At 51.6% G+C, this 24,865-nt stretch carries 30 protein-coding genes and 2 riboswitches; of the genes, 21 read left to right on the forward strand and 9 right to left on the reverse strand.

Annotated elements, in window-relative coordinates:
* Positions 1-57: 57 nt before the first annotated feature.
* The 4 genes from NST99_RS02505 to NST99_RS02520 form a co-directional block, all read right to left on the reverse strand.
* Entirely contained in the window at positions 58-228 is a 171-nt protein-coding gene (locus tag NST99_RS02505) for a hypothetical protein (RefSeq protein ID WP_341089522.1), read from the reverse strand.
* Entirely contained in the window at positions 210-1,157 is a 948-nt protein-coding gene (locus NST99_RS02510; protein WP_341089523.1) for a diacylglycerol/lipid kinase family protein, read from the reverse strand. Before NST99_RS02510 ends, NST99_RS02505 begins: the two co-directional genes overlap by 19 nt.
* A gap of 103 nt (positions 1,158-1,260) precedes the next feature.
* Positions 1,261-1,599, reverse strand: a complete 339-nt coding sequence (locus NST99_RS02515; RefSeq protein WP_038585383.1) for a DUF4870 domain-containing protein — start codon at positions 1,597-1,599, stop codon at positions 1,261-1,263.
* Between the two features lie 143 nt (positions 1,600-1,742).
* Positions 1,743-2,762, reverse strand: a complete 1,020-nt coding sequence (locus NST99_RS02520) for a serine hydrolase domain-containing protein (RefSeq protein ID WP_341089525.1) — start codon at positions 2,760-2,762, stop codon at positions 1,743-1,745.
* Positions 2,763-3,219: 457 nt separating this feature from the next.
* On the opposite strand from NST99_RS02520, the gene NST99_RS02525 reads away from it, so the two are divergent.
* The 7 genes from NST99_RS02525 (at position 3,220) to NST99_RS02555 (ending at position 9,333) form a co-directional block, all read left to right on the forward strand.
* Positions 3,220-3,408: a hypothetical protein gene (locus tag NST99_RS02525; RefSeq protein WP_038585388.1), complete on the forward strand. Its 189-nt coding sequence runs from the start codon at positions 3,220-3,222 to the stop codon at positions 3,406-3,408.
* Between the two features lie 396 nt (positions 3,409-3,804).
* Positions 3,805-4,848: a cytochrome c oxidase subunit II gene (gene coxB / locus NST99_RS02530; RefSeq protein WP_341089526.1), complete on the forward strand. Its 1,044-nt coding sequence runs from the start codon at positions 3,805-3,807 to the stop codon at positions 4,846-4,848.
* A 128-nt stretch (positions 4,849-4,976) separates the two neighbouring features.
* Positions 4,977-6,815 (forward strand): cytochrome c oxidase subunit I, encoded by a 1,839-nt coding sequence (ctaD, locus tag NST99_RS02535; RefSeq protein WP_052092420.1) that lies wholly within the window; start codon positions 4,977-4,979, stop codon positions 6,813-6,815.
* Between the two features lie 6 nt (positions 6,816-6,821).
* The gene (locus tag NST99_RS02540; RefSeq protein WP_341089527.1) at positions 6,822-7,448 is read left to right on the forward strand and encodes a cytochrome (ubi)quinol oxidase subunit III; all 627 of its coding nucleotides are present in this window, start codon (positions 6,822-6,824) and stop codon (positions 7,446-7,448) included.
* A 2-nt stretch (positions 7,449-7,450) separates the two neighbouring features.
* Positions 7,451-7,774, forward strand: coding sequence for a cytochrome C oxidase subunit IV family protein (locus NST99_RS02545; protein ID WP_341089528.1), 324 nt, complete (start codon positions 7,451-7,453; stop codon positions 7,772-7,774).
* Positions 7,775-7,788: 14 nt separating this feature from the next.
* Positions 7,789-8,715 (forward strand): cytochrome c oxidase assembly factor CtaG, encoded by a 927-nt coding sequence (gene ctaG, locus NST99_RS02550; RefSeq protein WP_341089530.1) that lies wholly within the window; start codon positions 7,789-7,791, stop codon positions 8,713-8,715.
* Between the two features lie 153 nt (positions 8,716-8,868).
* The gene (locus NST99_RS02555) at positions 8,869-9,333 is read left to right on the forward strand and encodes a DUF420 domain-containing protein (protein WP_341089531.1); all 465 of its coding nucleotides are present in this window, start codon (positions 8,869-8,871) and stop codon (positions 9,331-9,333) included.
* 147 nt (positions 9,334-9,480) lie between these two features.
* On the opposite strand, the gene NST99_RS02560 is transcribed toward NST99_RS02555, so the two are convergent.
* A complete protein-coding gene (locus NST99_RS02560; protein WP_341089533.1) occupies positions 9,481-10,263 on the reverse strand; it encodes an MBL fold metallo-hydrolase in 783 nt (260 codons plus the stop codon).
* Positions 10,264-10,489: 226 nt separating this feature from the next.
* Here NST99_RS02560 and NST99_RS02565 point away from each other — a divergent pair, with 226 nt between their 5' ends.
* The 7 genes from NST99_RS02565 to NST99_RS02595 all read left to right on the forward strand — a co-directional run bounded on the left by NST99_RS02565 (position 10,490) and on the right by NST99_RS02595 (position 15,322).
* Positions 10,490-11,218 carry a hypothetical protein gene (locus NST99_RS02565; RefSeq protein WP_341089534.1) on the forward strand — a complete coding sequence of 243 codons (729 nt, stop codon included), beginning with the start codon at positions 10,490-10,492 and terminating at the stop codon, positions 11,216-11,218.
* Positions 11,219-11,235: 17 nt separating this feature from the next.
* Positions 11,236-11,631, forward strand: a complete 396-nt coding sequence (locus NST99_RS02570; RefSeq protein WP_038585414.1) for a GntR family transcriptional regulator — start codon at positions 11,236-11,238, stop codon at positions 11,629-11,631.
* A 16-nt stretch (positions 11,632-11,647) separates the two neighbouring features.
* Positions 11,648-12,577: an ABC transporter ATP-binding protein gene (locus NST99_RS02575; protein WP_341089536.1), complete on the forward strand. Its 930-nt coding sequence runs from the start codon at positions 11,648-11,650 to the stop codon at positions 12,575-12,577.
* A 3-nt stretch (positions 12,578-12,580) separates the two neighbouring features.
* Complete coding sequence (locus tag NST99_RS02580) at positions 12,581-13,483, forward strand: ABC transporter ATP-binding protein (protein ID WP_341089538.1); 903 nt, start codon at positions 12,581-12,583, stop codon at positions 13,481-13,483.
* A complete protein-coding gene (locus NST99_RS02585) occupies positions 13,476-14,765 on the forward strand; it encodes an ABC transporter permease (RefSeq protein ID WP_341097528.1) in 1,290 nt (429 codons plus the stop codon). Before NST99_RS02580 ends, NST99_RS02585 begins: the two co-directional genes overlap by 8 nt.
* Positions 14,766-14,804: 39 nt before the next feature.
* Positions 14,805-14,999, forward strand: a complete 195-nt coding sequence (locus NST99_RS02590) for a hypothetical protein (protein WP_341089540.1) — start codon at positions 14,805-14,807, stop codon at positions 14,997-14,999.
* Between the two features lie 134 nt (positions 15,000-15,133).
* Positions 15,134-15,322, forward strand: a complete 189-nt coding sequence (locus NST99_RS02595) for a hypothetical protein (protein WP_341089541.1) — start codon at positions 15,134-15,136, stop codon at positions 15,320-15,322.
* A 121-nt stretch (positions 15,323-15,443) separates the two neighbouring features.
* Here NST99_RS02595 and NST99_RS02600 read toward each other — a convergent pair whose 3' ends face one another.
* Positions 15,444-15,896 (reverse strand): hypothetical protein, encoded by a 453-nt coding sequence (locus tag NST99_RS02600; RefSeq protein ID WP_341089542.1) that lies wholly within the window; start codon positions 15,894-15,896, stop codon positions 15,444-15,446.
* A 28-nt stretch (positions 15,897-15,924) separates the two neighbouring features.
* Positions 15,925-16,434 (reverse strand): hypothetical protein, encoded by a 510-nt coding sequence (locus NST99_RS02605; protein ID WP_341089543.1) that lies wholly within the window; start codon positions 16,432-16,434, stop codon positions 15,925-15,927.
* Positions 16,435-16,558: 124 nt separating this feature from the next.
* A riboswitch (cyclic di-AMP (ydaO/yuaA leader) is annotated at positions 16,559-16,742 on the reverse strand.
* Positions 16,743-17,163: 421 nt separating this feature from the next.
* A riboswitch (cyclic di-AMP (ydaO/yuaA leader) is annotated at positions 17,164-17,352 on the forward strand.
* Positions 17,353-17,457: 105 nt separating this feature from the next.
* Here NST99_RS02605 and NST99_RS02610 point away from each other — a divergent pair.
* Positions 17,458-17,874, forward strand: a complete 417-nt coding sequence (locus NST99_RS02610) for a hypothetical protein (protein WP_038585433.1) — start codon at positions 17,458-17,460, stop codon at positions 17,872-17,874.
* 97 nt (positions 17,875-17,971) lie between these two features.
* On the opposite strand, the gene NST99_RS02615 is transcribed toward NST99_RS02610, so the two are convergent.
* Together NST99_RS02615 and ytxJ are read right to left on the reverse strand one after the other, a co-directional pair.
* On the reverse strand, positions 17,972-18,214 hold the full coding sequence (locus tag NST99_RS02615) for a glutaredoxin family protein (protein ID WP_038585436.1): 243 nt from the start codon (positions 18,212-18,214) through the stop codon (positions 17,972-17,974).
* Positions 18,211-18,537, reverse strand: a complete 327-nt coding sequence (gene ytxJ, locus NST99_RS02620; protein WP_341089544.1) for a bacillithiol system redox-active protein YtxJ — start codon at positions 18,535-18,537, stop codon at positions 18,211-18,213. Before ytxJ ends, NST99_RS02615 begins: the two co-directional genes overlap by 4 nt.
* Positions 18,538-18,733: 196 nt before the next feature.
* Between ytxJ and NST99_RS02625 the strand changes: the two genes are divergently transcribed.
* From NST99_RS02625 to NST99_RS02650, 6 genes are all read left to right on the forward strand, one after another.
* On the forward strand, positions 18,734-19,456 hold the full coding sequence (locus NST99_RS02625) for an SDR family NAD(P)-dependent oxidoreductase (protein WP_341089545.1): 723 nt from the start codon (positions 18,734-18,736) through the stop codon (positions 19,454-19,456).
* A gap of 39 nt (positions 19,457-19,495) precedes the next feature.
* Positions 19,496-20,131, forward strand: a complete 636-nt coding sequence (locus NST99_RS02630) for a ThuA domain-containing protein (RefSeq protein ID WP_341089546.1) — start codon at positions 19,496-19,498, stop codon at positions 20,129-20,131.
* 137 nt (positions 20,132-20,268) lie between these two features.
* Positions 20,269-22,032 carry a spore germination protein gene (locus tag NST99_RS02635; RefSeq protein WP_341089548.1) on the forward strand — a complete coding sequence of 588 codons (1,764 nt, stop codon included), beginning with the start codon at positions 20,269-20,271 and terminating at the stop codon, positions 22,030-22,032.
* Positions 22,033-22,062: 30 nt separating this feature from the next.
* Entirely contained in the window at positions 22,063-23,151 is a 1,089-nt protein-coding gene (locus NST99_RS02640; RefSeq protein WP_341089550.1) for a spore germination protein, read from the forward strand.
* Positions 23,148-24,341, forward strand: coding sequence for a Ger(x)C family spore germination protein (locus NST99_RS02645; RefSeq protein ID WP_341089552.1), 1,194 nt, complete (start codon positions 23,148-23,150; stop codon positions 24,339-24,341). Before NST99_RS02640 ends, NST99_RS02645 begins: the two co-directional genes overlap by 4 nt.
* A 96-nt stretch (positions 24,342-24,437) precedes the next feature.
* A complete protein-coding gene (locus NST99_RS02650) occupies positions 24,438-24,824 on the forward strand; it encodes a MerR family transcriptional regulator (protein ID WP_341089553.1) in 387 nt (128 codons plus the stop codon).
* Positions 24,825-24,865: the final 41 nt, after the last annotated feature.

Genomic DNA, 24,865 nt, shown 5'->3' on the forward strand with positions numbered 1-24,865 from the left:
GCCATTCATTCGCAAGCGCGATGGAACTCGCGCTGCGGGTATCCCAGCCGCTACGTCCTACATGACGCTGACTGTGTGCGGGCCAGCCGCCGGCCGCCGAAGCGTGGCCACCGCAGGCCATTCATTCGCAAGCGCGATGGAACTCGCGCTGCGGGTACCCCAGCCGCCGCGTCCTACATGACGCTGACTGTGTGCGGTCCAGCCGCGTCCTACACGCTTGCCTGGCAAGGGCCAGCTGCGCCCTGTTCGCGGGCCGCCGCCAGCGGCGAGAGCACGCGCAGCGCGCCCGGCTCGCAGCGCACGGCCAGCGGCGCCGTGCCGAGGGGCTCGCCGTCGCCGATGGCATGGCGGGCCTGCGCGAAGCGGACAGCTACGCTGTGCCCGCGCAGCATCGTCACGAAGGGCAGCGCAACATGCGTGCCCTTCAGCAGCGTCGGGAACAGCCGCAGCACCTGCATGCGGCTGCAGCCGTGCACGACGCAGACGTCGAGCAGGCCGTCATCGGCCTCCGCCTGCGGGCAGATCAGCAGCCCGCCGCCATAGCTTGGCAGGTTGCAGACCGAGACGAGCCAGGCTTTCTCGAAAGCCTGCTCCTTCCCGTCGCAGGTGACGCTCACCCGGCAGGGCTTAAAGGTCATCAGCGTATGCAGAATGCCGATGATATAGGCCAGCTGTCCGGCACCGATGGCGTTGCACAGCCGTTTGTAGAAGCTGTTGTTCACATTTACGGCTACCTGTGCATCGAAGCCGCTGGCTACGGCGGTCAGGGTGAGGCCGCCCGCTCCCGAGAGCAGATCGGCTTCGAGGCAACGGTCCTGCAGCGCAGTCTCCAGCGCGGCCTCTGTGGACAGCGGGATGCCGAAGCCGCGTGCCGTGTCATTGCCGGAGCCGGCGGGGATGACGGCGAGCGGTACACCTCTGCGCCGCAGCGCGCCCAGCACGCTGTGGATCGTGCCGTCGCCGCCGATGACGATGGCGGCGCGCCAGTCGTCGCGCCGGGCGAGCGCCCCAAGCACCTGGGTTTCGGCGCGGTCAGCGTTTTGCGTGAACAAGGGCTCATGAGGGATGCCGCGTGAATGCAGCATCCCTTCGACCGCTTGCCATGTCCGCTGGCCTGCTCCGCCGCCGGAACGGGGATTTATGATCAATAAGTACATGTATGTTCCTCCAGCCTGTCGATTCCTCTATGTCCTGATTCCATTGTACGGAGTGGACGTTCAAAAGGGAATCTTAAAAATAAGGATAATAGCAGGAGGCAGGCTACAACTGACGGAGCTGGCTTTCGGCGATCTCCCCTGCCCAGGGAAGCTTATACCATCTTCCGCCCAAAGCATGGTAGATCATGAGAAGCCATACGGCGAAGCTGCAAAGGGAAATTAAAGCGGCGACGAGAGCGCCGAGCAGCGGAATGAATCCGCTGAGGACATGGACAATCATCAGTGTCCCGAAGGCGATCAGCGACTGCAACGCATGAAAGAGCACGAAGCGGCTGCGTTTCTCCAGGGCCAGAAAAACGATGCCCCCAATAAAGGGGAAGAAGTAGCATAGGGCGGCGGCAATATGGTCAGGCAGTCCGGTGGAGGATCTGAAAGGGGACAAAAGGCTCACTCTCCTTGTACTTGGGAGAAGAAGGCGGCTAACCCGGTTCCCTCTTCTCTATGAGCCTATGATTTGTCCCGGCAAAGTATGTGGACCGGGAAGGGTTTCAAGTAAAAAAGCATTCTTCCTTTCCGTTAGACATGCTAAAGCTCCATAGCCGGTATAATGTATTGTTCAACCAGTCTGCGGGGGTGCTTCCACCGGCTGACCGCGCTCTCGGCGGTGAATATAACGGCGGCGTCCAGCTTCGGCAGCAGCAATAGCTGCTGGCCCCCGTGTCCATGGGCCAGCACGTAGGGCTGGCTGCTCATTATGCCGTTCCAGAATTGATACCCGTAATTACCGTAGGCCGGATATCCAGGGGTCTGGGCTATGAACGCCTCTTCCAGCCAATGTTGCGGGATCATCTGCTGCCCTTTGTAAAGGCCGCCGCCCAGCAGGACCATACCGACCTTAGCCAGATCACGCGAGGTCAGGTATAAGCCGATATGGCCCATGCTGTGCCCTTCAGGACTGGGCAGCCAGGCGGTATGGTGAATGTCCAGCGGTCCAAACAGATGCTCTCTGGCATAGCTGTAAGCGTCCAGCCCTGAGAATTCGCTCAGCATAACCGATATTAGATGCGAGTCGCTGCTGCGGTATTGAAATTGCCCAATATTTTCATGATCAATGGGCAAGCTAAGTGCGTACGAAGTCCAGCGGCGGCTGCGCTGCAGATTACGCACGAGCGGTTCTCCGAGCCTCTTGCCGGTAATCCACCTGAAGCCGGAGGTCATGGTCAGCAGGTGGCACAGCGTAATTTCCGATAGCTGCGGAGAGCAGCGGGGCGGCAAATACCTCTGAAGCGCTTCGGCTACAAAGGTGTGGACTCCCGGAATATGGCCTTTGCCGATAGCAATGCCGATAAGAAGAGAGAGGAAGCTTTTGGTGGCCGAACGAAGATCATTCAGCATTCCGGCATGATATCCCCCGTAATACCGTTCAAATATCAGTTGCCCGTGGCGGACGACAAGCATACTATGCATTTTGGGATATTCTTTCGTAACTGCCTGATGGGCCTTCTCCAGTTGAAGAGGGCAGGTTCCGGTGTCATCCGGACGGGCTGTTGCTATATCGGGTGCCGGGTTGTTAGGTGTGTTTAGTAAAGACAGCTGCTTGCTCATAGCAATCCCCTTTCCACGCTGCCTGCCGGAGTCTAGGATGCGGCGGCGGATATGTTATTTTAACCAAAAGTCTGCAAGACTCACCTGCTGCGGTAGAGAAGAGTAAAAAAATATTTTACGTACGTAAATTTTACAAGGAAAGGTGGAAGTTGGACTGGAATATGATACAATATAACGATAAGGCCCGAAAGGAGTGATTCAGCAAGTGGCTCTTCGGGTAAGTAAAGTGTCAAGGTGTTCCGCATTTGGTGCATCTTACTCTCAGCCCAAATCACGACGAACCTGCTTCACCGGCAAGGCGGACCTCCATATTTATGGAATGAACGTTTAGGCGGATAATGCAAGCCACGTATGTGTTACGGTTTCTTGACTTGCATTTCGAGGTTACGGCGGACTTTTCATCATGCATTCTCTACAACGGAGCATTCATTTTCAATGTTTTGGGAGGGAACTGATCATGGCAAGTAAAGGTCATAACGAAGTGAAGGAAAGTCTACGGGAAATGACACGCATTTTCCGGCCCAAAGATCCCAAGAAATTTGTGAAGGAGTATGTCCGGAAGTATCGGATCACGGGAGGCTATGAAGAAGAGCTGACTATGGTCGTGGAGCATGAGTTGGGAAGAATAAACTCATCCGTCTCCTAATTTACAGACAGGAATACTTCCTGCTATTTGACGACATCAAATTTGGAATTACATCCATGAGGATTCTCATAAACCGTGCCCGGGCGGCTTGCCGCCGCAGGAAGCGGTTTTTTTTGTGCGCATATTTATTGCATGATCATAAACCATGAAATAGTCAAATGAATTAATAGACACAAATAGATATGTATGCGCTTTAAAGAAAAAATGATAAAAGATTCATTTTTTGTAAGCGCTCTTAAATACAGTAAGGACAAGCTTTTGCTGTTTAAAAAAATGCTTTGTGAACTTGCTGTGAACGATTGACAAAAGACCCCCATAAACTTATATTAATAGTGATTGTTATAATTGACAGGAAAATCCTCTAATCTACGAAATCGGGAAAAGCGGGGTAGATCAATGATGAAAACGTGGCAGGCTGGTAAACGGCTTCTTCCCATGACAGCAACGCTTGGACTCATTCTCGCAGGATGCGGGCGGCAGGACTTGTCGGTGCTCAGACCGCAGGGACCTGCAGCGGAGAGCTCGTTCGGACTCATGAAGCTGTCGATTACCATCATGATTGTCGTGCTGTTGATCGTCTTTGCCATTGCGGCCTATGTGCTTATCCGTTACCGCAGGAAGCCGGGCCAGCATGAGATCCCTGAACAGGTGGAAGGCAGCTTCAAGCTTGAAGTGCTGTGGACGGTCATCCCGCTGATCCTTGTAATTGTGCTGGCGGTTCCGACCGTACAGGCGGTGTTTGCCGCAGGAGATGATCATTCGGATGATAAGAATGCAGTTAAGGTCAAGGTGACCGGTCACCAATACTGGTGGGAATTCGAATACCCCGATTACGGTGTGACAACGGCGCAGGACTTGGTGATTCCTGCAGGCGTGGATATCGCCTTTGAGCTGACTACAAAGGATGTGCTGCACTCATTCTGGGTACCTTCTCTCTCCGGCAAAATAGACACCAACCCGGACGGGTCAACGAACCATTTCAGCTTCAGTGCGCCAAATGAAGGCGTTTACCGCGGCAAATGCGCGGAGCTGTGCGGTCCTTCCCACGGTTTTATGGAATTTAAAGTGAAGTCGGTCAGCAAGGATGCGTTCACGGCATGGATTGCTTCCATGAAAGCCCCGGCAGTGATGCCTGAAGATCCGGCGCTTGCGGAAAAGTTCAAATCCGCGTGCCTGACCTGCCACGCAGTGGGTGATATGGTAGGCAGCAACGGTCCATCCCTCACCGGGGTCGGGTCCCGCGAGTCGGTGGCTGGTATCCTGCTGAACGACGATACAGGTGTCGACGGAGCGCCGATCCTGGAGAATCTTAAGACCTGGCTGCATGATCCGCAAAGCGTCAAGCCGGGCAACCGGATGCCTGACCCCAAGGAACTGGGACTCAGTGATGAAGAGATTGACGGAATTGCCGAATATCTGGCCGGCTACACGCTGGAATAAAGCCTATTGCCCAAAGCAGAAGCAGCATATTTGAAAAGGGGGTACGTACCTTGGCTCAAGCAGCGCAATCCTTGAATCCTTCCCAGCCCTTGAGGCATGGCCACAGCGTCAAACGGCATACCGGGATCATGGACTGGATTACCACCGTCGATCATAAGAAGATTGCCATTTTGTACCTCTGGGCCGGTGGGATCTTTTTTGGCATCGGCGGGCTGGAGGCCATTCTGATCCGCATCCAGCTGATCAAGCCGATGAATACCTTTCTGGATGCCCAGACCTTTAACGAACTGATTACGATGCACGGGACAACGATGATTTTTCTCGGGGTCATGCCGGTCATTTTTGCGTTGATGAATGCGGTCATCCCGCTGCAGATCGGTGCGCGCGACGTAGCTTTTCCTTTTCTGAATGCGCTTGGCTTCTGGACGTTTCTGTTCGGCGGCATTCTGCTCAATCTCAGCTGGATTATGGGTGGAGCGCCCGATGCCGGCTGGACCGCTTATACCCCACTGTCCTCCAGCTCCTACAGCACCACCCACGGGGTGGATTTCTACACGATCGGCTTGCAGATTGCGGGACTAGGCACACTAATCGGCGGCATTAACTTCCTGGCTACGATCATTACGATGCGGGCTCCGGGAATGTCATTTATGCGGATGCCGATGTTCGCCTGGGCTACCTTCATCACTTCCGCTATTATCCTGTTCGCTTTTCCCGCAGTTACAGTAGGACTTGTATTGCTCACCTTCGACCGGATTCTCGGCGCCAATTTCTTCGAGACCAGCGGCGGAGGAAATCCGGTGCTCTGGCAGCATATTTTTTGGATCTTTGGTCATCCCGAAGTGTATATTCTGATTCTTCCGGCCTTCGGCATTATCTCCGAGGTCATCCCGACGTTCTCGCGTAAGCGCCTGTTCGGGTACAGCTCCATGGTCTTCGCCACGATCCTGATCGCTTTCCTTGGCTTCATGGTCTGGGCGCATCATATGTTCACCACAGGCCTCGGTCCGGTAGCGAACGCCTTGTTCTCTGTATCCACGATGCTGATCGCCGTTCCGACAGGAATCAAAATTTTCAACTGGCTGTTCACGATGTGGGGCGGGCAAGTACGCTTTACCACCCCGAATTTATTCGCGGTCGGCTTTATTCCAACCTTCACCATGGGCGGGGTTACGGGTGTCATGCTGGCTTCTGCTCCTGCCGATTTCCAGTTTCATGACACGTATTTTGTCGTTGCCCATTTTCATTATGTGATTGTCGGCGGCCTGGTGCTCGGCTTGTTCGCGGGCCTGCATTATTGGTGGCCTAAAATGTTCGGAAGAATGCTGAGCGAACACCTGGGCAAATGGACCTTCTGGACCTTTATCATCGGGTTTCACATGACCTTTTTTGTACAGCATTTCCTGGGGCTTATGGGGATGCAGCGCCGCGTATTTACGTATTTGCCGAATCAGCAATTCGACCTGCTCAATTTGATCAGTACGATCGGGGCAGGGCTTATGGGTGTGGGGATGCTGTTTTTCCTGGCCAATGTCTTCATCACTTCCAGAAAGCCGGCAGATGCGGCGGATGATCCGTGGGAAGACGGGCGGACGCTGGAATGGACCATTTCCTCACCGCCTCCGGAATACAATTTCAAGCAAACGCCGCTGGTGCGCGGCCTGGATGCTTTCTGGAAGGAAAAAACAGCCGGGCACAAGGGCATGACGCCATCCGAACCGGTAGGCTCCATTCATATGCCTTCAGCGACGGTGCACCCGTTCCTGATGTCGGTGGGTATCTTTATTGCCGGGCTTGGCTTTATGTTCAGCCGTGATGATTTTGGCAACAGCTTTATGAGTTTTCTCTTTAATAACTATATCGTTACTGCGCTTGGTCTTCTGATAACCTTCGGATCGATGCTGATGCGCTCGCTATTTGACGATCATGGCTGGCATATCGAACCTGAAGAGCTGGAAGGAAGGTGAACCGACATGACAACGGCACATGCTGAAGCTGCAAAAGGTACTCTTCCGCACGAACTGGAGAAAGCAACGGCGGAAGGCCGCAACAAAGTCCTAGCCTTCTGGTTGTTCCTTGGTGGAGAAGCGGTGCTTTTCGGCACCTTGTTCGCTACGTTCCTGGCGCTGCGAAACCAGACGAATGACGGTCCGTCTGCGAACGAATTGTTCCATCTGCCGCTGGTTGCCGCTGCAACCTTCCTGCTGCTGGTGAGCAGCCTGACGAGCGTATTTGCCATTCAGGCGATGCACCGGAACCAGCCCGCCTTGCTGCGGAACTGGCTGCTGGTTACTGTAGTGCTCGGCGCGGCCTTTCTCGGGCTGGAAATCTACGAATTCAGCGAGTATATAAGACACGAGAAGTTCGGGATGACCACCAGTGCATTCAGCTCGGCGTTCTATACGCTGGTCGGGTTCCACGGGGCTCACGTTGCCTTCGGCATTGTGTGGATCGCCGTGTTGATCGGGCAGCTGAGCTATAAAGGGCTGACGGTGGTCACGGCACCAAAGATTTATGTGTCCGCGATGTATTGGCATTTTATTGATGTGGTATGGGTGTTTATCTTCACGGTTGTTTACCTGCTCGGAAAGGTGGGTTAGCTATGGCGACAGAACAGCATTCTCCGGATAGCCCGGTGAAGCACCGCCACCGGCAGGAAGGGCCGCAGCGGCATATCGTGGTGTTTATCTTCTCTGTTATTCTGACGCTGATTGCCTTCGCAGCTGTTGCGGCCGGAGGAGTCAACGCGACCTTTGCTGTGATTCTGCTGCTGGTCATGGCTGTTCTGCAGGTTTTTCTGCAGATGGGCTTCTGGATGCATCTGAAGGACAAGGGACACTTGATACCGATTCTATTTATGCTGGGCGGATTTTTTATCGCCGGAACCAGCATTATCATGGCACTGTATTGGGTTTGGTGGGATTAAGGAGGCTTCTGATCATGCTGGGATTACAGTATTTCAGCTTTGAGGATTTGTGGAGTCCGCTTTTTCTGGCGGTCCTGCTGCTGCTGACGGCTGGATATTTCGTATGGATCGGTCCGCTTGCCAGTCGGTTCTCCGGTGCTTCTGCAGTTCCTGTATGGCGCAGGGGGCTGTTTCTTAGCGGAATGCTGGCTCTTTACCTCGCGCAGGGCGGGCCGGTCAGCCTGCTGGGTCATATCTTCTTTTCCTTCCATATGGTCAGTATGGCTCTGTCCTATCTGGTAGCAGTGCCGCTGATTATGCTCGGGATTCCGGCCTGGGTCTGGCGTGCCTTTCTTAAGGTGAACCCGCTGCGGCGTTTTGCTTTTCTGGCACAGCCGGTGGTGGCGGCCCTTCTGTTCAACGGACTGTTCTCGCTCTACCATATTCCAGTGGTTCATGATTACGTGATGCTGCATTTTACAGTTCACCGGCTCTATTACGGCCTGCTTTTTCTGACCTCTGTGCTCATGTGGTGGAATCTGATAAATCCTCTGCCAGAGTGCCGGAAACTTGGCGGCCTGGGCCAGGTGGGCTTTATTTTCCTGAATATGGTGCTGCTGACACCGGCCTGCGGGCTGATTATTTTTGCGGGGACTCCACTATATTCCACGTACAGTGATCCCGACACCTGGGCGCGGGCGATGGGCTACTGTGTATCGGGAAATCCGGCTTCATTGCTGCAGACGTTCGGCGGTCCGGCGTTCTTCGGGTGGCTGTCGCCCAAGGTCGATCAGCAGGTGGGGGGCATCGCTATGAAGTTCATTCAGGAATTTATTTTTGCCTCGATGCTTGCTTATGTGTTCTATCATTGGTATAAAAAAGAGAACGGGCAAGACGATGCGGAGGTATCCGCGCCATCCGCCGAACCGGGGGGTGGCTATTTGAAATATAAGGAAGGTTGAGTCCCACACCGGAATTATCCTTGTATTTCTAAAGCAACGGATACCTGAGAGCGATATAGAGTATTGCTGGCATCGGAAGCTACGTTCTGCAAAGAACAATGTAGCGGCTTCTTCTTGCTCGTGCATAGCTGGCGAGCGCCGAGGGGGATAATCATGGATATATTCACATTGTTTCCAACGATCAGCACATCTTTCATCGTAATCAGTGCGCTATTGGTGGCGGTTGGCTGGAGACAAATCATTAAGGGCAAGCGTGAAGCACACAAGAAGACAATGATTGCCGCTGCTGTTGCTGCCATCTTGTTTTTCATTGTGTACGTGTCCAGAACGGCATTCGTAGGCAATACATCCTGGGGCGGACCGGCCGATTTGTCGACGCTCTACCACATCTTTCTGATTTTCCATATCGTGCTGGCGACGGTAGCCGCCGTATTCGGCATCACTACGCTGACGCTGGGCTTCAAGGCTCAATTTGCCAAACACCGGAAATGGGGAAGAGTGACTGCGGTCATCTGGTTTATTACCGCCATTACGGGTGTGGCTGTGTATGTGCTGCTGTACATCTTTTATCCGGGCGGGCACACAAAGCCGGTCTGGGACATCATATTGAACGCGTAGCTGAAATTGGAATAAGCCTGTGCATCTGCAACCTTTCTGTGGGGAGCGGACAGCACAGGCTTTTTCTAAATATTAGAGTTTATATGCTTCACGCTTGATTATTGCAATCTCCAGGGCATCCCGGCCATGGCTGTGTTCTCATTAAGGTCAGAATTGCACGCTGAAGCGGCCAAACCGGTGAATCCCCGTCCCGAAATGATCCAGTTCATGTTCCCGCAGAAACTTAACCGCCAGCTTCACTTCCTCCAGAATCTCCGCTTCTAGACCCAGTGTATTATGTGAACCGTAAACTTTGTTGATTCCTTCTAATGCAGCCATTCTCTCCAGGGAATTGACCAAATCGGCAGGACTTGTTGAAGGATAAAAAGCATACACAGGCGTCTCATCATACAGCAGATCACCCGAAAACAAATAACCGCGGTCTTTATCGACAAAGCATACATGACCCGGAGAATGCCCGGGAGTGTGGTACACCTTAAGTGTTCTGCCGCCCAAAGAGATGAGGTCCCCGTCGTTTAATAAGCCGGCGGGCTCGCCCTGAAAAGGCTTGTAAGCGTCGGGGTCAAAGCCCTCCGGCACAGGCCGGGTCAGATCTCTGCCGATGTCCCTGCGGATTTGCTCGATAGACAAACCCTGAATGCCATGGACCAGCCAGTCCTTATCCGCTTCATGGACATAAATACTGCTGAATAGTCCATGGCCGCCGATATGATCCGTATGTACATGAGTGGTGAGCACTTCAATCGGCAAGCGGGTCAGCTGATCCGTTATTTCTTTGATATTGCCGATGCCAAGACCGGTATCAATCAGTGCAGCTTTTTCCTCCCCCAGCAGCAGAAAGGAATGCACCTTCTCCCAATGCCCGTATTCGCTGATTGCGAATGTGGCTTCATCCATTTGCTGAACAGTAAACCATGGGTCACTAATCATATGAACCTCCCGATCCTGAGTGTTTTCTCTCGGTAGCCTACAAATCTCCGCTGATTCCTACTTTATAGCCGATTGAATTTTATTACAAATGATTCTTGACAATGGAAAATACAGGTCATATACTGTGTATATAGATATATACAGTAAGCACAGAGAGATACACACTGAACCGTGTCTATCCGCTGCAGCCTACCGCAGGAGAAACAACAAAGCGAGGTTAAAGGTAATGACAATATTTAGAGACGCCTGGGTGCTGGTCCGTGCAGATTTCCGCGGTGACAAGCTGAACATAGTGAGGGCCCTGCTGTTTTCCATTATCTTTATGGGTTATATGGCCGCTATGACTGGAATGGTCACGGAAGACGCGCTGAGCGGAAGTGACGGAAGGCTGATGTCCGACTTCCTGCTGATTTCTATGATTCCCATGCTGGGCTTCACGCTCTCGCGGCGTACCATGAAATATTTAAGTGAAGACTCCTATACCCGGATGTTGGCCTATATGCGGAGTTTGCCTGTTCCGGCTGCGGTGATCCTGTGCAAAAGAAAGCTGGATGCAATGTTCTCATTTTGTCTGAATGGCGTATTGTTCTTCGGTTTAATGTACGCGATTAGTGACGATATACGCAGCCAGCTGCCAGGGACTTCATACGTTGCGTTTGCATTTACCTGGATCGGTTATGGCCTGATAATGACTGGCATCTATATTGTTGTGGAGTTTCTGGTTAGCGGCAAAGTGTACTTTTGGATCACCCTGGCCCTGATGACGCTGTCCTTCGGGGTTGCACTGCTGATTCAATGGGCGGATGGAAATTTGTTTCTGTACAGCGTCTCCTGCTCGAAGGAATGGGGGCTGTTATCTCCGCTGATGTGGGGAACGCTGCTGCTGGGCACGGTATCCGTGCAATTATTTTCCAAATTGACGATACACCGGCTTAAAAGCCGCGATCTCGTATGAGAGGGCGGAGGTAACTTATGTGGATACCGATACAGATTAACGAGAACAGTGCCGAGCCGCTGTACCATCAGATCGAAACCCAGCTCCGGTCGCTGATCATCAGCGGAGGCATCACCGAAGGGACACTGCTTCCCTCCATACGTGAATTTGCCGGAGATCTGAAATGCAGCGTAATCACCGTCCGCCGGGTCTATCAGGATCTGGAGAATGAGGGGCTGCTGCGGACAAGACAGGGAACCGGAACCTTTGTCTCCCATGTGGGTGACGGGGCGATGGAAGAATACAAACGGGATGCCGTCCGTAAAGCTCTGGAAAGTGCGGTGGATGTTGGCCTGTCGGTCCAATGCAGTGAAGAGGAACTGACGGGAATATTTGTGGAGATTGTAAAAGACAAATACAACAAACAGGAATGAAGGGTGGGTTCATCTCATGGTACAGCAGGCTATAGAGCTGCGGAATGTAAGCAAGAAGCGGCGCAGCAGGACGATAGGGCCACTTAATCTGAATCTCCCGCAAGGCTATATTACCGCACTGGTGGGCCAGAACGGCTCCGGCAAAAGCACGTTACTTCATATGCTGCTGCAGCTGACCTTTCCGGAGGAAGGCGAGATCCTCTGGTTTGAACAGCAGCACAAGGCAGGTCTGCCGCTTGAACTGCGCCAGAGCATTGCTTATGTGCCGGAAACCTCGCTAACGGAGGAGAATTACTGGACCTCAGATGAGGCTGCCGAATTCCGCCGGCATTGGTACCCTTCCTGGGATCATGACTATTTTCAGGAGCTGCAGGATAAATTTGAAGTGCCGAGGGGAGCCAAGCTGGGCAAGATGTCCAAGGGTGAACGCCGTAAATTCGAGATTGCCGCTGCGCTGGCTTCCCGGCCCCGGCTGCTGCTGCTGGATGAGCCCTCCTCGGGTCTCGACCCCTTCGCCTGGAAGAGTATGATTGAGTCGATCCGCAAGTATATGGATGAGAGCGATGCGACCGTTGTTATCTCCACCCATATCGTCGAGGAGGTTCGGCGGCTGGCTGATTTTATTGTGCTGATGCATCGGGGACAGCTGCTTGGAATGGCGGAGAAGGACAGCCTGTTTGGTTCATGGAGCGAGGTGTGGGTGGGCGTGCAGGATGAGGAAGAGCTTAGGGAGCTGGCGGCTGAATTGCCGGGGGCTCAGCAGTTAGCACTGGAGACACCGGGAGTCGCTTCATTTATAACCCAGCAATTTAATCAGAATGAGAAACGCATTCAGGACTTGGGCGTAAAGGTTATCAAGAGCCGCAGTCTGGAGCTGGATGAGATTTTAAGCTTATGGACACAAGGACATCGTCCGATCCTGATCGACCAGAAGAGAGGGGACTAACGAATGGAAGCTTTGAAGCTTGAACAGGTAGTAAAGCAGTACGGAGACAAAACCGCAGTAAACAAAATCAGTCTAAAAGTAGAGCAAGGTGAGATTTACGGTCTGCTCGGAGCCAATGGCGCCGGCAAAACAACAACAATGCGCATGGTGCTTGGCCTGATCTATCCCGACGAGGGCAAGATTCTTTACAACGGCAAGTCCTATAGCAATGAACTGCAGCATCTGATGGGCTATCTGCCGGAAGAACGCGGACTGTACCCGAAGGTGAAGGTGAGCGACCAGATTATTTATCTGGGCCGCCTGCGCGGCATGGCAGCAGCCGATGCGGACAAGAGCCTGCGTTATTGGCTGGACCGCTTTGAAGTCCCGGAGTATTACAATAAGAAGATTGAAGAGCTCTCCAAGGGAAATCAGCAGAAAATGGGCTTTATCGCCGCGGTTGTTCATAAACCGCAAATTCTGATTCTCGATGAAGCCTTCAGCGGGCTTGATCCCGTCAATGTGGAACTGCTGAAGGATACCGTCCGCGAAATGCGGGATCAGGGCACCAGTATCCTGTTCTCTACACACCGGATGGAGCATGTTGAGGAATTATGCCGTAACATTACTATTCTTGACCGTTCCAATACAGTGGTCCAGGGAGATATCCGCGAGATTAAGAAAGGCTACCCGCGCGAGGAGGTTATACTCCGCACAACGGGCGAAGTGGCTGGCCTGGAAAGTATCGCCGGTGTAACTGCCGTCCAGCGGCAGGAACGGGGATATGTTCTTTCGATCCGCGAGATCGGTGCGGCCCAGCGCATTTTACAGCATGCTGTTGCACAGGGTGAGGTAGAGCATTTTGAGATCAAGGAACCGACGCTAAACCAAATCTTTATTAGAGCGGTAGGTGAATCCAATGAATAAGATGGGGACGATTATCGGTTTTACATTCAAGAATAAAGTAAGAACCAAGGCATTTCTGATTACTACGCTGATTCTGGTGGTTCTGCTGAGCATCGGGATGAATATTCCGTATATGGTGAAGCTGTTCCAGGGAGACGACGGGTCCGCAAAGAACCAAGTGCAGATCGGAGTCGTGGCAGAGGATGGCAACCGAGTAGCTGAGCTCCTCCAGGCTTATAGTCCGCCAGAGGGCGTGGCACCGGTAACGATCAGTCCATATGCTACTGCTGACGATGCAGCGCTCAAGAAAGGTCTGGATGAGGAAAACATTGAGGGCTATATCACATTGGGTGCACAGAGCGGTGAAGGCATTCCCGCGGTTACCTACTATAGCAAGAACGGTGAGATTGATTCGGATGTGCAGAGCTATCTGCAGAATGCACTGCAGCAAGCCAATACTCAGCTGATCGTAGGTGATAAGCTGACTGCGGAACAGGTAGCTGCGATGTACACCCCGGTATCCATCGGTACCCAGCAGATCAGCTCAGAAGGTGCCGGAAATGAAGGTGCGGCAAAGGAATCACCGCCAATTATCAACTACGTGATTGTATATGCCCTGCTTATGCTGTTCTTTATGTCGATTATGATGACAGGCAATATGATCTCCGCCGAAATCACTTCGGAGAAAAGCTCACGTATCATGGAGATCCTGATTACGAGCGCTGCACCGCTGACGCAAATGTTCGGCAAGGTAATCGGCATCTTCCTGGTCGGCATCCTGCAAATTGCGGTTATCTCCGCAAGCGTAGCTGCGAACCTTATGCTTCCGCATAATGCCAGTATCCTGACCGATTTTGATCTTGACCTGGGGCAGCTGGATATCAGCATTCTTTTATACGGACTGATATTCTATATTCTGGGATACTTCCTGTACGCCATGATGTACGCAGCTGTAGGTTCCATTGTCAGCCGTACCGAGGACCTGGGTCAGGCGATCATGCCGATTCTTATGCTGGGCTTCGTCAATTTATATCTTCCAATGTTCAGCATCTCTGTCCCGGATACCCTGCTGGTTAAAGTAGCAAGCTTTGTTCCGTTCACTTCTCCGCTCAGCATGCTGCTGCGCATTGGTGTTGGCGAGGTAGCGACCTGGGAGATTCTGGTCTCGCTTCTCATCTTACTGGCAACCACCTTACTGTTCGGCTGGCTTGCCGCCAAGATCTACCGCACGGGAGTGCTGATGTACGGCAAACGCCCAAGCATCAAGGAGATCAGAAAAGCAATGAAGGCCTACAAAATTTAATTGGAATCATCAATATATACCTTTTGAGGAGTGGCAAGGATGAATAAAAAGCATGAACAAACATTCGGGTTGCTGTTTGCAGTTTCTTCGTTAATCGTACTGGTCGCCAGGTTAATGCCGTCCAATGGATCGAATCTGCTTGATTTCATTCAAGGGCTTATGACAGGAATGGGCATTGCCGGTATGATTGCGTCATTAATCATTTTTGGCAGACATTCTAAACGCGCACACTAAGAAGTGATCATAGGTTTTACTGAGGAAGCCGCGGTTCGGAAACCGCGGCTTTTTTGCGGCTCCCGGGGGAGTTCAGAGCCAAACTGGATCAGTGAAGGCTTATGGTGTATGTTATTGAATAAGGAGTGGTAATCTTGAAAAAAAACAATCAAATCCCCGCGATACTCGCAGCTTCAATGCTGCTGATTCTGCTCAGCAGCATGCTTAAGCCGGAGGGCTCTACCCTGCTGGGTGTGCTGCAGACGTTAATGCTCGGAGTGGGCTTGCTGGGCTGCTGTACAGCGGCCTGGAGATTCGCCAAAGGCGGCAAGGGCAAGAGCTGAGTATAAATAGAAAAGGCCGCGGCATTATGCTGCGGCTTTTTCATGCGCTTCGACAAGTTGCCCATTACATCAGCGGAGATAAGAGAGGGGCCCACAGTGCTTCTTTAATCTATGTGAGCAGCTATACAACAAATAAATTTGCTTCAGGCCGCAATGTTTCTAACCGGCACATTTGCTCGCGCACATGTCTCAGCCGGGTTTTCAGCACCGGCACGCTTTGCTCAAGAATGGTGCTGATTGCAGGCAGGGGCAGCAGCATGCCGTACCATAACACCTGGACAATCTGATCCTCCCAGGCTAATCCATTGGAAACAAAGAGGCTGCACTCCTCCGCAGCCCGGGAGCACTGCTGAATGCACTCCCGGTAGGCAACCAGCGAGAAAGGCTGCGGTATGAAATCATCATGAAGGTACCGGGTGTAAAGCTCAGTGAAGGTCTTCATCGCAGTCTTTTCCGCAACGGCACCCTCTCCCAGCAGCAGACTGGTGAGTGCATAAATATTTCCGGTGTTCTTTTGGACATATTCCGCAAACTCGCTGGCAGCTGTCCATTCCGGGGATAATGGGTCTGGCATGTCTTCACGTTCCTTTCTGAATAAGAAATTATAAGAGGGAGAAATAAGCGATGGATCTGTCCATTAGCTCGGCTATGTCCGGTTCCTGCCAGCTGCCTTTATGCAGCAGGGAACTTGAAGGTTTATAGTACATCCGTCTGAAGGGGGGCGTACCGCCGGCCCCGGCTGTACGGGAATAGGGGACCATTTGCAGATGTGACGTGACGACCTTGCCTTGCAGCTTGGCTTTTAAATCCAGCAGGGCCGTTTGCACGATTTCTTGCTGACCCGGCTCCCACTGCGCACCTAGCTGCTGTACAATTTCTATGGCTTCTTCCAGCCTGTGATTGCGTATACTTCTCAGGAAGCTGCTCCATTTAATGACGTCAAAATGATCGCCTTCCGCAGACAGTATCCCCGCTCCCCAGCTGCACCCAGCCTTGCACGTAAGCTTCAGCACACCATATCGGCATTTGCCGGATGACTCCGTGGCCTGATGGAATGGCCAGGGGGCATCGAATACAAACACTTCTATACGTAACAGCCTGCGCTGGTTCATTTCGTTTTCCCTCCTACCCATTTATAAGCTGCAGCCTCAGCACAAAAAACCGCAGCAGAGGAGGACCTCTGCTGCGGTTTTGGTACAGGCTTAAATACACCTGGCGCAAAAACGTGGCGGATCAAGGTTCTCTCTAGTCGCTTACGGGGTTAGCTGTCGGATTCGGACGGTGAGAGTCGCCCTACCTAATGAGACCACAGTCTCCTTCGGATTCACCCCAAGAAAGATTCTTATCTTCCAGGTAAGGCCCCTGCGGGCCTGATGGTTCCCCCGTTTCCCGCATTGCGGGAATTCAGCGTTTATATCGCATTTCGTGCATTGGATTCAAACCGAATCATACTCTTTTCGCATGAGCTTTGTAAAAAGGAAAAAACATTCTTCTGAGCCGAATTTCAGGGAATTCTGGCAAAGGAAACGGTAGGATGTGCTAAAAGGGTGTTTATCAACGGTTTTCGGCTTTTTATCTCGTTCATACGACTGCTTTTGATTTAGGGTGATCAGAGCATAAAAGGCAATTTGCTCAACATCGGGTGAATATAATCACAATACTGAATGCTTTTTCGCAAATCGCTGATAAGCCGAGTAAATAAGAGGAATGATGAGATCGAGGCTTAAGTAAGCGCTACCTGATCTGGTTTGGGTTTACTAAATGCATTATTTTGGCAGGTTTGGCGGTTTACAAGGTCGTGATCGCCAGAGTATGATTACTTCTGTTTACTACACAATCGAATACGCAGTCCGCTTAATTTCCGTTATGGAAAGCGGGGGAACCAACAATCGGCAGCCGATGTGAGAGTCGGAGCCGGTTATGGGGTGAATCCTGTGAAAGTGCGAGAGAATGCTCGCATGGATACAGGTAGGGCGACTCTCACTGCCCGAATCCGACAGCTAACCTCGTAAGCGTATTAGAGAGGATGAGCACAATGTGACCGTTAATTGGACCACAGAGGGAATTCCTTTGTGGTTTTTTGCTGTGTTCGTATGGCAAATGAATGGAAGTCCTAAGCCGGAGGAGAGGAAGATATGGCGAATTCGGAAGAATATGTACTCATTAACGCTCCGACTAAAGCGGGGGAGCATTTTATCAAAATCTTAAAGTTTAGAGGCTATAAGATCGCAGGAATCGCCAACAATGCGGCGGAGAAGCGGCGTCTGGAGGAGCTGGGAATCGAGGTCAATCTCGTGGTGGATACACATCATCAGAATACATGGTTCCGCCCCTCTTTTCCGGTAGGCAGAGTATTTCTGTTCGAGAGCAGTGTGACCTTATGCTGCCGGTATATCCAGATGTGCCGGACCTGGACGACAAAGCCAATATACGTAATTACGACTTCGATGAATCCCAGACTGGTCTATAAAGGGCTTGGAGCGGATTCCGTCATCTATTCCCACAGCGGAAATGTCTCTTTTCTGGCGGATGTCTCAACGAATCCAGGATAAGGCCAAATAAAAGGGCAAATAAAAGGCATCCCCTGGACAGAGGTCCAAGGGGATGCCTTTTTCAAAATATAAGTATTCATATGCTTCATGCTATAAATTATTCAGCGGTTGCTCCAATAAGCTCCTTAAGCTCGGAAACATTGAAGCCCTTGACTGCGCGGCCTTCGTACACGGTAACAGGCACACCCATGAAGCCCAGCTTCTCGACTTCTTCCTGATACACTGTACTTGTCATAACATCACGCACCTCGAAGCTAACGTCTTGCTCGGTCAGCCACTGCTTCACTTGATTGCAGTCGCTGCACCCTGTGGTGGAATAGACAATTACCGGCTGGCTCATTGGCTCACAGCTGCCTTGATGGCGTCCCGGGTGATTTTCCAATGGGAGGTGTTCCAGCGGACTTCGCCGTCTTCCAGGAGGAAGATCTGCGGAGATTCATGTTTGATCCCGAAATCTTCGGCAATCTGATTGGACAACGGACGGTCTTCAATCACATGGACAATGGCAGCTGGAGTCTCGGAGCCTTGCGCATAGGCTGTGAATTCCTCGTTGGCCTTGGCGCTGATCGGGCAGGTAGTGCTATGCTTGAAAAGCAGTTTTTTACCTGGTTGCGCAACATATTGCTGCAGTTCTTCCAGAGTATGAAGTTGTTGGATAGACATCGGTATCTCACCTTCCTATAAGTACTTGTAACTACGATTGTAACATAGTTCAAAATTAAATCAAAAAGGAAGTTAGAGCACCCCTTTCAGCGGAATTACAGTCCCATGAAGGACGTTGAAAAAACGTGACTGCCATGCTAATGTGAGAGAGATGCCGCGTGTATCCTGAAGAATCGTAAAGGGTGTGTCCATAATCATGAAAAGGGTTGCTTTTGTTACCGGTGCTGACCGTGGTTTAGGTTTTTTTCTGGCAAGCTGGCTTCTAGAGAACAAATATTCCGTATTTGCCGGTCAGTATATGAAGGAGTCGGAATCGCTGGACGCACTGAAAAAGCAGTACCCGGACCGATTAACTCTGATCCCGCTGGATATCGGCGACCGTGAGAGTGTCAAGCAAGCGGCACGTAGTATTTCGGGCAGTACCGCTCATGTTGATATGATTATCAATAATGCCGGTATTATTCATAGAGCCGATGATGCCACGATGCTTGTTGATATGGACGATGAAGCCATGGCTCACATTTATAATGTAAACACGCTTGGTTCTTTGAGGGTCAGTAATGAACTGATGGGCCTGTTGATGCAGAGCAAGCAGAAATTGATTGTTAATATCTCCTCAGAAGCCGGAAGCATTGGCCGGAACAAACGGATTAATATGTACGGATACTGTATGTCCAAAGCAGCGCTTAATATGCAGTCCTCCCTGCTGCACAACCATTTGAAGGTGATGGGCGGGCAGGTTATGGTCTTTCACCCCGGCTGGCTGCAATCCTATATGAATGGTGAGAAGGCTCTGGAGGCACCTATTCCTCCTGAAGAGTCGGCGCGTAAGATTATGAATATCGTGCAGGGGCACAAGAAGTATTTGGGTGAGGAGCCGGCTTATCTCGACCTGGACGGAAATGCCTGGCCCTGGTAACTATACACTAAGAGAAGCAGGAAGAGAGGCGGGAAGAACATGTCTGAATGGAAAGCACTAGCACTTGGCAGCTACAGTGAGGTGAAATACCATCCTTTTACCGGTGTGGATCACGAGATTAAGCGCATTCTGTCACCTGATCTGCAGGTGGAGGCTTCCGAAGATTACAGTCTCCTGAGCAAAGACAACCTTGAGGGCTTGAAGCTGGTTATCGCCTATACCGAATTTTCCGAACAGAAAATAGCCCCGGAGCAAAGTGCCGCTTTGCTGTCTTATGTAGCGGGGGGCGGAGGTCTGCTCGTTGTACATAACGGAATCTCCCTGCAGCGGAATCAGGAGCTGGGCGCTATGCTAGGCGCGCATTTCACCCACCATCCGGAATACACCTCCCTGCATATGAAAATACCGGCACACGGGCATCCCATTATGCAGGGGATTAGCGAGTTCGTCATTGAGGACGAGCCGTACTACTTTGAAATGCATCCTTATTTTGAGACGACTGTGCTGGCAGAGTACCTTCATGAAGGGGCCATGCGTCAGGCAGCCTGGTGCCATGCGTTCGGACTTGGCCGTGTAGTTTATCTGATGCCGGGGCATCATCTGCCTTCCTTCTCGGTAGAGCCGTTCCGCCAAATGATCCGCCAAGGCGGAATGTGGGCAGCGGGTCTGCTGTAACTCCTACCTTTGAATCGTTTTCGCACATCATAACAGCTGCACGTTCCCCAAGAGGAGCATGCAGCTGTTTTTTTTGATGTATGAATGTTCCAGCTTCGGTCAAAATAGGGTTACGAATAAAAAGGGGGGCGCATGGAATGTGGAAGATGCTATGGGATCTTGTGCCCGGCTGGAAGGTGCTGTTTCAAGGTTTTGTCATCTTCATCGTTCCGGTTGTCTTAACCCGCCTAATGATCTGGCTCCGAATGAAAGAGGGCAAGGCGAGCACCCGGGGAATGCGGGCTGAAGGCAAAAAAGGCGGGGGGGTTCCAAGTTCCGAAGATACTGGGGAGGCGGATCAGACCAGCATCGCTGTGCAGAATAAAAAATCCGCCGCACCCGCACCCCCTGCTCAAAACAACGCTTTACAGGCCACTCCTTCCCTGACCTATACCGGAGAGTTCCAACATGATGTTCAGTCCTTCAGGGAGATAAGTACCGATATGTCCGACGTTAATGTCAGAGAGCTGCGCATCGGAAGTCTGGAAATCAAGGCAGCGCTGTTTTTTGTGGATGGACTTACGGACAAAGAAGGCATGGATCAGAACATCCTGATGCCCTTGATGAACACGGTGAGGCCCTTTGAAGGCATGAATGCAGCCCCGCCAGCAGAGATATTGAAAGGGATTATCGTGCACCAGGTAGTACAGGTCTCGGAAATTGAATTTACCGACCAGTTGAGACTCTCGCTGCAAAAGGTATTGTTCGGCTCTGCGGTATTGTTAATTGACGGAATGTCGGAGGTTTTTATACTAGGTACCCCGAAAGGCAACACAAGAAGCGTGGAGGAGCCGATATCGGAGGCGCTTCTGCGCGGTCCGCGGCTGGGCTTCAATGAAACGCTCAGTGATAACACAGCGATGCTGCGCAGACACGGGCAGAGCACGGAGCTGGCCATGATTTCTTTTACGGTGGGAGAGCGAATTGAGAAGGAACTGGTGCTGACCTATTTGAAAGGCGTCGCCAACGATGAGCTGATTAAGGAAATCACCCGGAGAATCAAGACGATCAATATAGATGATGTGCAGGAATCGGGATATTTGGAACAACTCATGGAAGACAACTACCTCAGCCCCTTTCAGCAGATCCAGAACACAGAACGGCCGGACCGGGTCATGGCGGCGCTGCTGGAGGGAAGGGCGGCCATTCTTCTGGATGGCACACCGTTTGCGCTGATAATGCCGACTACCTTCGGAATGCTGCTGCAGTCACCGGAGGATTATTATGACCGCTGGTTTTCGGGTTCACTATTGCGGCTCCTGCGTTTTTTCAGCGCATCAGTTGCGCTGTTTGCTCCGGCGCTCTACATCTCTTTTCTCTCGTTTCATCCCGGACTGATTCCTACCAAACTGGCGATTTCAATCATCAGCTCCCGGCAGGGCGTCCCCTTTGCTACATTAATTGAAGCGCTGATTATGGAAATCTCTATCGAAATATTACGTGAGGCCGGCCTGCGCCTGCCCAAACCCATTGGACCGGCCATGGGCATTGTCGGAGGTCTGATTATCGGCCAGGCGGCGGTAGAGGCGGGGATTGTCAGTCCGATTCTAGTCATTGTCGTTGCGGTTACAGCGATCTCCTCTTTCTCGATTCCCATGTATAGTGCGGGGATTACCTTGCGCTTTCTCCGTTTCATAGCGATGTTTTTCGCAGCTGTATTCGGGCTTTACGGTGTTGTTATGTTTTTCCTCCTGCTCAGCAGCCATTTGATTAAATTGAAGAGCTTTGGGGTTCCCTACTTAAGCATGGTTACTCCCTACAGGATGAGCGATTTGCGCGATTTCATTATCCGCATCCCCCTGCAATTGATGAAGCGCCGTCCGGCACTGCTGCAGCCCAAGGATCCAATTCGTAAAAAATAAACTTGAATTCAGGAGACTGAGGTGAGAATCATGAATGCAAAAGTACAGGATAGCATCACGACGAGCCAAGCGACCATTATTATGGTCAATTACATCCTCGTAGCAGGCGTATTCACCCTTCCCCGGACAACTGTACAGGCCGCCGGTACTCCTGATGTATGGATATCACTTATTGTAAGCGCCCTGTTATCCATGGTGGCCGGGATGGTAATTGTGCTGCTTAGCCAGCGGTTTCCGGGCAAAACCGTTTATCAATACAGCAGGAGTATTATCGGCAAGCCGCTTGCGGCGATTCTGGGAGTGGTCATCGCCGCATTTTTTCTATGTATTTCCGGATATGAGCTGCGTTCGATGCAGGAGGTCACCGGATTCTTTCTGCTGGAGGGGACGCCCTATTGGGCGGTATCCTCTGTATTCCTATGGATTGCGCTTTATTTATGCAGAGGGGGAATCAATGCGCTGTCCCGGTTGTGCAGGCTGATTGCCCCTATGGCCGGGGCGATTTTTTTCGGTGTCTGTCTGCTTAGCCTGAAAATATTTGATATAGACAATCTCCGCCCTGTGCTCGGGGAAGGGCTGGGTCCGGTATGGAGAGGCGTTAAGCCGACAGCGCTGACTTATACGGCAGGTGAAGCACTGCTGTTCCTGGTAGCCTTTATGGAAAAACCAAAAAAAGCAGGGCGGGTGCTTGTTGCAGGGACATTGATCTCTATGATCTTTTATATTGTTGCTGTTGTCATGACGATAGGAGCATTCTCTGTAGAGGGTGTAGTCACCCGCACATGGCCCTTCATCGATCTGATACGCAGCTTTGAGGTAAACCTGCTGTTTGAACGTTTCGAATCTCTGCTCCTGGTCATCTGGATTATGCAAATTTTTTGTACCTTCTGCATTTCCTTCTATGGGGCAGCGCTGGGAATATCGCAAATCTTCAACAAAAAGCTCGACCATTGTCTATTCGCCTTGCTTCCGCTTGTTTTTTTTATTACGGAAACTCCTCCGAATATCAATGGCCTGTTCGCATTTGGTACCAGCCTTGGCAATTGGGCCATTCTGCTGTTCGGATTACTGCCGCTGCCGCTGCTGCTTATTGCTCATTTCAGGAGAGCCGGATCATGAAGCGAATTGTACTGCTTGCCGTGCTTCTAATTCAAAGCATAGGGTTATCCGGCTGCTGGAGCAGCACGCCCATTGAGAACCTAAATATGGAAGTGGCCGTTGCGCTCGACATAGCGGATGAAACACCAATTGAAGAGGATTTTGAGCAGAGGGGCGGGGGGTATCCGAAGAAAAAACGAATGTCCTGCACCTATCAGTTTATCGTACCCCAAGGTTCAGTGGGTTCAAAAAAAGAAGGCGCATCCTCCAGAAATTTCTATAATATGACTGAAACTGGAGACTCCGTTTTCGAAGCGATCCGTGAATTGTCGCTGCGTACAAACAATCCTCCCATTGGACATCATCTGAAGATCATCGTGATCGGCGAGCAGCTGGCACGTTCTACCAAGCTTTCAGAGCTGATCGATTTTTTCAGCCGGGATAATGATATCCGCCCTAGTGTGCTGCTTCTCGTCAGCAAGGGAAAGGCCAGTGATGTGCTGAACAACGTGCTGCCGGGCCAGACACCGGCGTTTGTGCTGGAGGGGATATTTGACAACCGGGACCGGAACCTGCGGATCTGGGATCCAGTGTCTATCGCCAAGGCTGCAGGTCCCCTGCATGGAAAAACCACCTTTATGTTGCAGAATGTAATTGCTGCTAAGAATGAGATGAAATTTGCCGGAGCCGGTGTGATCAAGGGGGAGACGGGCAAGCTGCAAGGCTTCTTAAACGAAGAGGAGCTGGAAGGTGTGGTCTGGCTTACGGGAAAAGGAAAGGGCGGCGTACTTAAGACCAATGAGGATGGCAGCGGCAGGCTGATTACTTATGAGATTAAGTCCATGGACAGCAAAATTAAAGCCAAGGTCGAGGAGGGCAATATCTCTTTCGCCGTGAAGATCGAGTCTACAGGCAGATATGCCGAGACTTTTGCGCGTGGAGGAGAAAAGCTGGACGCTGTTTATATGAAGCAGGATGAACTGGTGCTGCAGGATAAGGTAAAGGAAATGGTCGGAGCCTCTATGGAGACAATGCAGCAAAAGCTGCATGCTGACGCCGCAGGATTCGGCAAAATCCTGCGTATTCAGCATCCTACCGTATGGAGAAAGGTGAAGGAGAATTGGGATGATACCTTCAGCCGGGTTCCGATAACCATTGATGTCAAGCTGCATATAGAGGAATACGGAGCTTCCGGGACCTCCACCGAATAAAGCAAGGTTATTCAAGAAAGTCCTTGACCCTTACACTGGTGTCAGGGTTTATACTTGGAATAGAAGTTCTCATGAACCCCGGGGAGAATGAATGCTATGAAAATAGGTGAACTTGCAGCACAGACGGGCGTCAGTGTCCGATCACTGCGTTATTATGAGCGTCAGGGACTTATCGCTCCCCTCCGCCAGGCGAATGGATACCGGGAGTATTCAGCGCTTGCTGTCGAGACGGTGGAGACGATTAAGCTCTATTTAAATTTGGGCTTGTCCACGGAAGAGATTTCCGGTTTTCTGCACTGCGTGCTGAAGAATAAAGAAGCGTTCTGCGCGGAAGTGATGCCCCTATACCGCAGCAAGCTGGAGGAGATTGAGCGCCAGATTGTGCAGCTCAGCCAAATTAAGCTGAACCTGCAGCAGCGGATGGCTTCCATCCACCAGGAACGGCTGGAAGCGGAGGCACCCGATAACGTGCTGTCTGAATGAAGACGGGCCAAAGAATGCACTTTTGTATTATTCAAGATATA

This window comes from Paenibacillus sp. FSL L8-0470, from assembly GCF_038008625.1.
Taxonomy (GTDB): domain Bacteria; phylum Bacillota; class Bacilli; order Paenibacillales; family Paenibacillaceae; genus Paenibacillus_AQ.